Origin of the sequence: Hydrogenophaga sp. (genome assembly GCF_026125825.1) — a bacterium.
Classification (GTDB): Bacteria; Pseudomonadota; Gammaproteobacteria; order Burkholderiales; family Burkholderiaceae_C; genus Hydrogenophaga.
Map to the genome: position 1 here is coordinate 1 of NZ_JAHCKK010000134.1, position 8327 is coordinate 8327.

The 8327-nt window shown below is 67.8% G+C and carries 8 protein-coding genes; 2 read left to right on the forward strand and 6 right to left on the reverse strand.

Annotation, left to right across the window (positions count from 1 at the left end; translation table 11 throughout):
- On the forward strand, positions 1 to 1055 hold a 1055-nt coding region (locus KIT86_RS23210; RefSeq protein WP_297402802.1), incomplete at its 5' end, for a glycosyltransferase family 2 protein.
- A 52-nt stretch (positions 1056 to 1107) separates the two neighbouring features.
- On the opposite strand, the gene KIT86_RS23215 is transcribed toward KIT86_RS23210, so the two are convergent.
- The 6 genes from KIT86_RS23215 to KIT86_RS23240 all read right to left on the reverse strand — a co-directional run bounded on the left by KIT86_RS23215 (position 1108) and on the right by KIT86_RS23240 (position 7613).
- A complete protein-coding gene (locus KIT86_RS23215; protein ID WP_297402804.1) occupies positions 1108 to 2067 on the reverse strand; it encodes an MBL fold metallo-hydrolase in 960 nt (319 codons plus the stop codon).
- A gap of 449 nt (positions 2068 to 2516) precedes the next feature.
- Positions 2517 to 3428, reverse strand: coding sequence for an EamA family transporter (locus KIT86_RS23220; protein ID WP_297402806.1), 912 nt, complete (start codon positions 3426 to 3428; stop codon positions 2517 to 2519).
- The gene (locus KIT86_RS23225; RefSeq protein ID WP_297402808.1) at positions 3425 to 4423 is read right to left on the reverse strand and encodes an SDR family oxidoreductase; all 999 of its coding nucleotides are present in this window, start codon (positions 4421 to 4423) and stop codon (positions 3425 to 3427) included. The genes KIT86_RS23220 and KIT86_RS23225 overlap by 4 nt, the downstream gene beginning before the upstream one ends.
- 8 nt (positions 4424 to 4431) lie before the next feature.
- Positions 4432 to 5358 (reverse strand): bile acid:sodium symporter family protein, encoded by a 927-nt coding sequence (locus tag KIT86_RS23230; protein WP_297402809.1) that lies wholly within the window; start codon positions 5356 to 5358, stop codon positions 4432 to 4434.
- A gap of 58 nt (positions 5359 to 5416) precedes the next feature.
- Positions 5417 to 6730 carry an NAD(P)-binding domain-containing protein gene (locus KIT86_RS23235; RefSeq protein WP_297402811.1) on the reverse strand — a complete coding sequence of 438 codons (1314 nt, stop codon included), beginning with the start codon at positions 6728 to 6730 and terminating at the stop codon, positions 5417 to 5419.
- Between the two features lie 70 nt (positions 6731 to 6800).
- Entirely contained in the window at positions 6801 to 7613 is an 813-nt protein-coding gene (locus KIT86_RS23240) for an SDR family oxidoreductase (RefSeq protein WP_297402813.1), read from the reverse strand.
- A gap of 90 nt (positions 7614 to 7703) precedes the next feature.
- Between KIT86_RS23240 and KIT86_RS23245 the strand changes: the two genes are divergently transcribed.
- Positions 7704 to 8327, forward strand: a 624-nt coding sequence (locus KIT86_RS23245) for an IclR family transcriptional regulator (RefSeq protein WP_297402815.1), incomplete at its 3' end; no start/stop codon positions are given.

Consider the following 8327-nt stretch of genomic DNA (forward strand, 5'->3'; position numbering starts at 1 on the left):
CCATGTACGCCCGCATCCAGCTGTTCGCCACCCGGGTCTCCGGCCCGGTGTTCGTGGCGGGCATGCAGTTCTGGCAGCTGGGCGAGTCCCACTACTGGGGCCACAACGCGATCATCCGCGTCGAGCCATTCATGAAGCATTGCGCGCTGGCGCCGATCAAGGGCACGGGCGGTATGTCGGGCGGCATCATGTCGCACGACTTCGTGGAAGCAGCGCTGATGCGCCGCGCCGGCTACCACGTGTGGCTGGTCTCCGACCTGACCGGCAGCTACGAGCAGCAGCCTCCCGACCTGCTGAGCGAGCTGCAACGCGACCGCCGCTGGTGCCAGGGCAACCTGCAGAACTCGCGCCTGATGGCCGAGCCCGGTATCCACCGCGTGCACCGCACCATGTTCGCCATCGGCGCCATGTCCTACCTTTCGGCCCCGCTGTGGCTGGCCTTCCTGTCCATCGGCACCGCGCTGTGGGCGGCCGATTCCAGCGCGATCCCGAGCTGGCAGGCCGTACCGGAGGAGCTTCGCGCGCTGTGGATGTGGACGCTGACCATGCTCTTCATGCCACGCGTGCTGGGCCTGCTCGCGGTGTTCATGAAAGGTGAGCAGAAGTCCTTCGGCGGGACCGTGGGTCTGCTGGGCAGCTCGGCCGTGGAAACGGTGCTGGCCCTGATGCAGGCGCCCATCCGCATGCTGGCGCACTCGCTGTTCGTGCTGGTGGCGATCACCGGCCTGAAGCTGGAATGGAAGTCGCCCCCGCGCGAAGCGGCAGGCGTGACCTGGCGCGACGCCGTGGCCCGGCTCGCTCCCATGACCCTGGTGATCGGCCTGCTGGCCGTGGGTGTGGCCGCGATCAACGCCAATGCACTGATCTGGCTGGCGCCGGTGGCCATGCCCCTGCTGCTGGCGGTGCCGCTGACGGTGGCCACCAGCCACGTGGACCTGGGTGCCTGGATGCGCTCGCGCGGCGTGCTGCTGATTCCCGAAGAATCGTGGTCGCCGGCGGTGCTGCGCCGCGCCTGGCGCCACGCCAGCCGCTTTGGCCTGCCGCACGCGGCCTGACCCGCCTGCCTGCCCCCCCTCCAACGCGCCGCTCTTGCGGCGCGTTGTCGTTTCAGCGCACGACTCTGTAGTTCGCCGGCACGAAGCGGTAGCCCTTCCCTTCGCGACGCAGGTGACCGATGCCAGGGAACGAGAGGTGGGCAGCCGCCACCCAGTAGCCGTTCTTCGCCGCGTCCGCGTACGCCTTCTGGCGCTGTGCGGCGGCGGCCTTGCTGTCGGTGTCGAAGGCGATGGTGACCGCAGGGTTGGCGAACTGCACCGCCGCGACGTGCATCAGATCGCCCCACAGCACCAGCTTCTGGCCCTTGCTCTCCACCACGTAGGTGCTGTGGCCGGGCGTGTGGCCGGGTGAGGCCTGGGCCCGGATGCCGGGCACGAGTTCGGTGTTGCCGTTGAAGGGTTTGAACTTGCCGGCGCTGCTGTAGGGGTTGAGCGAGGCCATCGCGCCCTGGAAGAAACCTTTGGCGTCGGCCGGGGCTTTTTCCATCTGAGCTTGACTGAGCCAGAAGTCGGCGTCGTGCTGGTCGGCGTGAACGGTGGCGTTGGGGAAAGCGCGCTGCTCACCCGCCATGAGGCCCCCGACGTGATCGGGGTGCATGTGGGTGATGATGACCGCGTCCACCTGTTCGGGCTGGTAGCCGGCGGCTTTGAGGTTGCCAATGAGTTTGCCGAGGGTGGGACCGAACAGGCCGGCGGCGCCGGCGTCCACCAGCACGAGCTGGCTGCCCGTGTTGATGAGGTAGGCATTGACCGAGGTTTCGACCGGGGCCTTGAGGAAGGACTGCTTGAGCGCGCTCGTGACCTTGCCTGGCTGGGTGTTGGTGAGCAGCTTGTCGACCGGCAAGTCCACCGTGCCGTCGGACAGGGCGGTGATCTCGAAGTCGCCCAGCATCATGCGGTAGTAGCCCGGCGCCGAGGTCTTGACCATGGGCGCTCCGGCTTGAGCGGTTGCCGCCCCTAGGGCCAGGGCCATGGCGAGGGAGGTTTTCTGCAGCCAGCGATGGGGGTTCATGGGCCTTATCTCCACTTGGGTTGATGGGATTTGTGAGGATACGGCTTGTTTCTGTTTCGCGCCTGCGGGTGGGCAAGGTCGGGTGGTCCGGTCATGCTGGCGCCGGCTGCTCGCGGGCGGCTGCATGTGCAGGCAGGTACCACTTCGTCAACACCGGACGGGCCCGCCCGCTTTTGTGGCAACCGCGAATGGGGCCGGCGCCCTCATGCCCAAACCACCCGCCCCCGACGAGATGGCGGCGTGCCAAGCTGGGTGTGCCTACGTTGTGTCGCAGGACGGTGGTGGCGTCCGAATGCGCAGGCCCCCATTCGCGGTTGCCACAGAGGCGGCGCGCAGGCCAAGGCGTTGACGAAGGGATAGAGGCGGGCCCAGGCAGACGCCCGCGAGCAGGGCCGGAGCATTCGGATCCCGCCACTGGCCTGACGCGAGGTAGGCGCCAGAAAGAAACCTCAAGAAGAGGACCGACGAGAAACCAGCCAGCCCCCCAGCTGATTCACCACCAGCCCCAACAGCACCGCCCCCGTCCCCAGCCACTGCTGGAACAAGGGAAGCTCATCGAAGAACACCCAGGCAGCCCACAAACCCACCACAGGCACCAGGAGGGAAAACGGCGTCACGCGCCCCGCCGGATGGCGCTTGAGCAACTGCGTCCACAGTGTGTAGGCCAACAAAGTCGCCAGCCACGCCAGAAACAGCACCGCCAACACCGCCGACCCACTCAGGCCCGCTACCTGCGCCCCCACCCCCGAAACCCCGTCCATCCACAGCGCCAGCCCCAAAAACGGCACGATGGGAAACACACTGCTCCAGACGATAAAAGGAAAGGGGTCGTAATCCGCCACCCGGCTTGCCAGCCGCGCCACCAGATTCGACACCGCCCACATGAACGCCGCCGACAGCGTCAGCACAAAGCCCGCCAGCGTCATCTGCCCCGGTCCCTCCCCGTGCGCCGTCGCGATCAACACCAAGCCACCCAAGGCCACCAGCAAACCCAGCCCCTGCGACCACCTCGCCCGCTCCCCCAGGACCGGCACCGCCAGCAGCAGCGTGAAGAACGCCTGCGTCTGCATCACCACCGACGCCATGCCCGCCGTCATGCCCATCTGCAAACCCAGGAACAGAAAACCGAACTGCCCCAGCCCCTGCGCCAGACCGTAGGCCACCACATAGCGCCACGGCAGCTTCGGGAACTGCACGAACAGAACAAACGGCAAGGCCGCAGCGGCAAAACGCAGGGCGCCCAAGAGCATCGGACCAATGCCCTGCAGGCCGATCTTCATCACCACGAAGTTCAAGCCCCAGATCACCACCACCGCGAGCGCGCGCAGCAGGTCGCCGCGCGAAAGAGGCAAGGGGTTCACGCGGTCACTTTCACGGGTCGTCCCTGTGCACTGCGCGCCGCCACGAAGGCCTCGAACGCCTGAGCGCTGGTCTTGCGCGGCGCGTAGCCAAAACGCTGCTTGAGCGCGGTGTTGAGCAACACCGGCCGGTACCGCAGGAAATCGAGCTGCTCCGGGCCATAGCGGCTCACGCCCAGGAAACTGCCCACGCGCAGCAGGGTGCGCAGCAGGCCCGCCGGCAGCACGCGCGGCTTCTTGCCCAGGCGCGCGGCAATCTCGCGGATGGTCAGCGCGCCGTCACCGGCCAAGTTGTAGCAGCCTGGCACGGCCTCACCGCTGAGCGCGTGCACGATCGCGCCGGTCACGTCCTCGTCCCAGACGAACACGAAGGGGCTGTCGCTGCCGGCGATCGCGATCAGGCGCGGTTTCTCGAACAGCGCCGTGATCTGGTTGTCCACCCGCTCGCCCAGGATGGTGCCGATGCGAAGCACCGTCTGGCGCAACGCCGGGTGGGCCGCGCGCGTCTGGGCGAGCATCTCTTCCACCAGGCGCTTGTGGTGCGCGTACGCGAACACCTCGTTGCCGCGCAGGGCGTGCTCTTCGGTGAGCCAGGCCGGGTTGTCCGCGTGGTAGCCATAGGCCGCGCCGCTGGACGAGACCACGAGGTGGGCCACGCCATGGGCAAGGCAGGCCTGGATCACGTTGCGCGTGCCTCCCACGTCGACCGAGTGCTCGAAGGCCCGGCTCGACCCCTTCCCAGGCGTGACGATGGAGGCCAGGTGCACCACGGTGTCGATGCCGTGCGCCTCCACCGTGGCGGCCAGCGCGCGGTCGCGCACGTCTTCCACCACGTAGGCCACACGGGGCGAGCGGCGCGCAACCGGCACCTCGCGCACGTCCACGGCCACCAGGTGTTCGATGTGTGGCTCGCGCGCCAGGGCCTCGATCAGCCCGCGCCCGAGGAAACCATCGGCGCCCGTCACCAGCACGCGCCGGGCGGCCGGCGCCTTGTCCATGGCCGCGCTCATGGCTTGCCGGCGTCTGGCACGCCACCCTGCAGCGGCCTTCGCGCCCACCAGCCCGCCAGGACCAGGCCGGCGATGATGTCCCAGAAGCCCCAGACGCCGGCCACCACGGCCATGCCGCCCAGCCCACCGAAGAAGCTGAAGATGATGACCAGTCCCAGGCCCGCGTTGCGGATACCGACCTCGATGGACAGCGCGCGGCGGTCGTAGTCGGGCAGGCCGGCAGCGCGCGCGATGGCATAGCCGGTGCCGAACGCCAATGCGTCGTGGATCACCACGGCCAGCAGCACCAGGCCGACGTAGTCGAGGAAGTAGCGCCAGTTGCCCGCAATGGCGCCGACGATGAAGGCGATGAGCGCGAGGAAACTGAGGATGCGCAACGGCTTCTTGAAGCGCGTGGTCCAGTTCGGGAAGCGGTGTGCGCACCAGATGCCCAGCACAAAGGGCGCGCCGATGATGAGCAGGATGTGGCCGAACATTTCCAGCGGGTCCAGCGCGATGGTCTTGAGCAGGGGCGCGGCGCTGGGGTGGATGCCGCCCCAGAACGCGAAGTTCAGCGGCATGGCCACAATGGCGATGGCATTGGACACCGCCGTCATCGAGACGCTGAGCGCGACGTTGCCGTTGGCCCGGTGCGTGAGGATGTTGCTCACGTTGCCCGGCGGGCAGCAGGCCACCAGGATCATGCCCAGTGCAATGCTGGGGCCCGGCTGCAGCAGCAGCGTGAGCACATAGGTGATGGCCGGCAGCGCGATGAACTGCGCGACGATGCCCACCGTGAAGGCCAGCGGCATGCGCATGATGCGGCGGAAGTCATCGAGGCGCGTGTCCAGTGCGATGCCGAACATGAGGAAGGCCAGCACCGCATTGAGCACGGCCAGCGAGGCCGGGTTGAAGTTCAGGCGGATTTCGTCCACGGGCAGCATGCGGGTCTCCTGTGTTTGTTGTGTTGTTGTGTTTGTTGTGTCTGTGGTCTCGCCCGATTCAGGCCAGGGCCTCGGCCGCCTGGCGCACGGCTCGGCGGTAGACGTCCTTGTTCACGTAGTAGGCCATGCGCTCGAGCTGCAGGTACTTGTAGCCGCCAGAAAGATCGGGCGGTGGTCCCGCCTTCGCGGTGCGCAACGCGGCGGCGCTGGCCTTGCCTTCGTCCAGTCCCTTGAAATAGCGCGCCACCAGCTCGGCTTGCTCGTAGCGTCCCTGCCATCCCAGGCCGCTGGCCTCGACCATGCCGAGCACGGCCAGGCGGTCAAAGCGCGGCGCCAAGATGTTGAGGTAAAGCCGCGGCGCCATGCCTTGCCAGTTGAGCAACGCCGGGTCCAGGAAGGGGTAGTGCAGCTTGTAGCCGGTGGCCGCGAGCACCAGGTCGTAGTCGCCCTGGCCACCGTCCTTGAAATGCACGGTGTGGCCGTCAAAGCGCGCGATGTCGGCGCGCACGCCCACGTCGCCATGGCCGATGTGGTACAGGATGAGCGAGTTCACCACGGGGTGCGACTCGTACATCCTGTAGGCGGGCTTGGGGAAACCGAAACGCACCGGGTCGCCGGTGAACCACTTCAGGATGGTGCTGTCGATCCTCTGCTTGAGCCAGGGCGGCAGGCGGACCTTGCCGCCGATGGTGTCGGCCGGCTTGCCGAACACGTACTTGGGCACGAAGTAATAGCCGCGCCGCACCGAGATGTCCACGCTGCGCGCCTGGTGCACGGCATCGACGGCGATGTCGCAGCCCGAGTTGCCCGCCCCCACGATGAGCACGCGCTTGTGGCGGAACTGGTCGGCGCTCTTGTAGGCCGAGGTGTGCAGCAGTTCGCCGGCGAAGTGGCCTTCGAAACGCGGCATGTTGGGCTCGGCCAGGGTGCCATTGGCCACCACCACGCCCTTGTAGTCGGCGGCGGTCTGCAGGCCGTCCGCGTCTTCCAGGGTGACGCGCCACAGCGTGTCGGGTGCATCGCTCACTGGCACCACACTGCGCACGCGCACGCCGAAACGGTAGTGTTCGCGCAGCCGGAAGTGGTCGGCAAAGGCGCTGAAGTACTCCAGCAGCTCGCGGTGGCTCGGGTAGTCGGCCACGCGATCGGCCATGGGGAATTCGCTGAACTCCGTCATGCGCTTGCTGGAGATCAGGTGCGCCGACTCGTACACCGTCGAGCGTGGGTTGTGGATGTTCCACAGACCGCCGACGTCGGTGTGGGCCTCGAAGCCCTGGAAGGGGATGCCGTGTTTCTGCAGGCAGCGCGCACCGGCCAGGCCCGAAGGGCCGGCGCCGATGAGCGCGATCTGATCTTGTGTTGAAGTGGTCATGATGGAGCGAAGTTCAGGGTGCCGACGCCGCCCCTTGGAGCGGCTCGCGCACAGCGCAGCAAGGGTGCTTTCATTTCAGGCCGGGGATGTCGGTGGAACCGGGCTCGCCGGCGCGCGGTTTGCGCGGCTGGCCAAGCAGGATGCGGTCGTGCAGGCGCGCGGGCAGCAGGCCCAGCGCGTGGGAGAGCCAGCCGATGCGCCGGGGCAGCACGATGTGTTCGGTGCCGGCGGCCACCCCCGCGAGCAGGCGGCGCGCGGCTTCGTCGGCTTCGAGCAGGCCGGGCATGGCGAAGCGGTTGCCGGCCGTGAGCGCGGTGCGCAGGTAGCCCGGGCTGATGGTGTGCACGCGCAGCGCGGTGGGGCGCAGTTCGGCACGCAGGCTTTGCAGGTAAGCGATCAGGCCGGCCTTGCTCGCACAGTAGGCGCCATTGCCCGGCAGGCCGCGCCAGCCCGCCAGGCTGGCCACACCCACCAGCGCGCCGCGCCGGCCGCTGTCGCGCATGGGCGCCAGAAAGGGCTGAAAGGTGGTGGCCACGCCCAGCAGGTTGATCTCCAGCATGCGGCGCATCACCGCGAGGTCGCCAGCCTGCGCGGTGTCGAAGCCGCCGGCCACACCGGCATTGGCGATCACCAGGTCAGGCGCGCCGAAACGGCCCATCCAGTCCGCCGCCATGGCCTGCATCGCTGCCGCATCCGATACATCGGGCTGGTAGATCGCGCAACGCGTCGGCGCAAGCGCGGCCAGGGCCTCCAGCGCGGGACGCTGCAGGCCGACCAAAGCCACGCACGCGTCAGCAGCGATGAGCTCGCGCGCCAGTGCCTGGCCCAGCCCACCGCAGGCACCGGTCACCACGGCGTTGTGAAAGCTTGGCGTCGTCTTCAACCACCCATCTCCTCGAAGTTGTGCCCGCAATGTAGGGGCCTCTAGAATTCGTCTCGAAATAATTTATGGATTCGTCTCATTTTTCGAGATATGAACATCGAAACCGACAGCAGCCCCGGTCTGCGGCTGATGGAGCTGCTGGACCTGCTCACGCGCCACGCCCATCCCATGGCCCTGCCTGAGGTGGTGGCACTGACTGGATGGCCCAAGCCCACGGTGCATCGCATGCTCGCACAATTGGAGCAAGGCGGCTGGCTGGTGCGCGAACCCGATGGCCGGCGCTATGCGATGGCCACGCGCCTGCTGCGCATGGCCGAGGCCGCGCTGAGCAACAGCACCCAGCAGGGCGTGCGCCACGCCGTGCTGCGCCAATTGGTGGCCGAGGTGGGTGAGAGCTGCAACCTCACCGCGCTGTCGGGCGCCGAGGTGGTCTATCTGGACCGAGTCGAGTCGGCGTTTCCGTTGCGGCTGGAGTTGCGCCCCGGCACGCGTGTGCCGGCGCATTGTTCGGCCAGCGGCAAACTGTTCCTGGCCTGGATGGACGCGCGCCAGCGCCGCGCCGTGCTCGACGGGCTGGTGCTCACCCGCTACACCGCCAACACGTTGACGCAGCGCGAGGCCCTCGAAGCGGAACTGGAAGCGATCCGGCGCGACGGCCATGCCGTGGATGCCGAGGAGTTTGTCGAAGGCCTGGTGTGCGTGGCGGTGCCGGTG

Excerpts from the sequence above, each read along its gene's own strand:
- KIT86_RS23230 (WP_297402809.1), bottom strand. The coding sequence starts at position 5,358 with ATGCTGCCCGTGGACGAAATCCGCCTGAACTTCAACCCGGCCTCGCTG.
- KIT86_RS23215 (WP_297402804.1), bottom strand. The coding sequence starts at position 2,067 with ATGAACCCCCATCGCTGGCTGCAGAAAACCTCCCTCGCCATGGCCCTG.
- KIT86_RS23225 (WP_297402808.1), bottom strand. The coding sequence starts at position 4,423 with ATGGACAAGGCGCCGGCCGCCCGGCGCGTGCTGGTGACGGGCGCCGAT.
- KIT86_RS23235 (WP_297402811.1), bottom strand. The coding sequence starts at position 6,730 with ATGACCACTTCAACACAAGATCAGATCGCGCTCATCGGCGCCGGCCCT.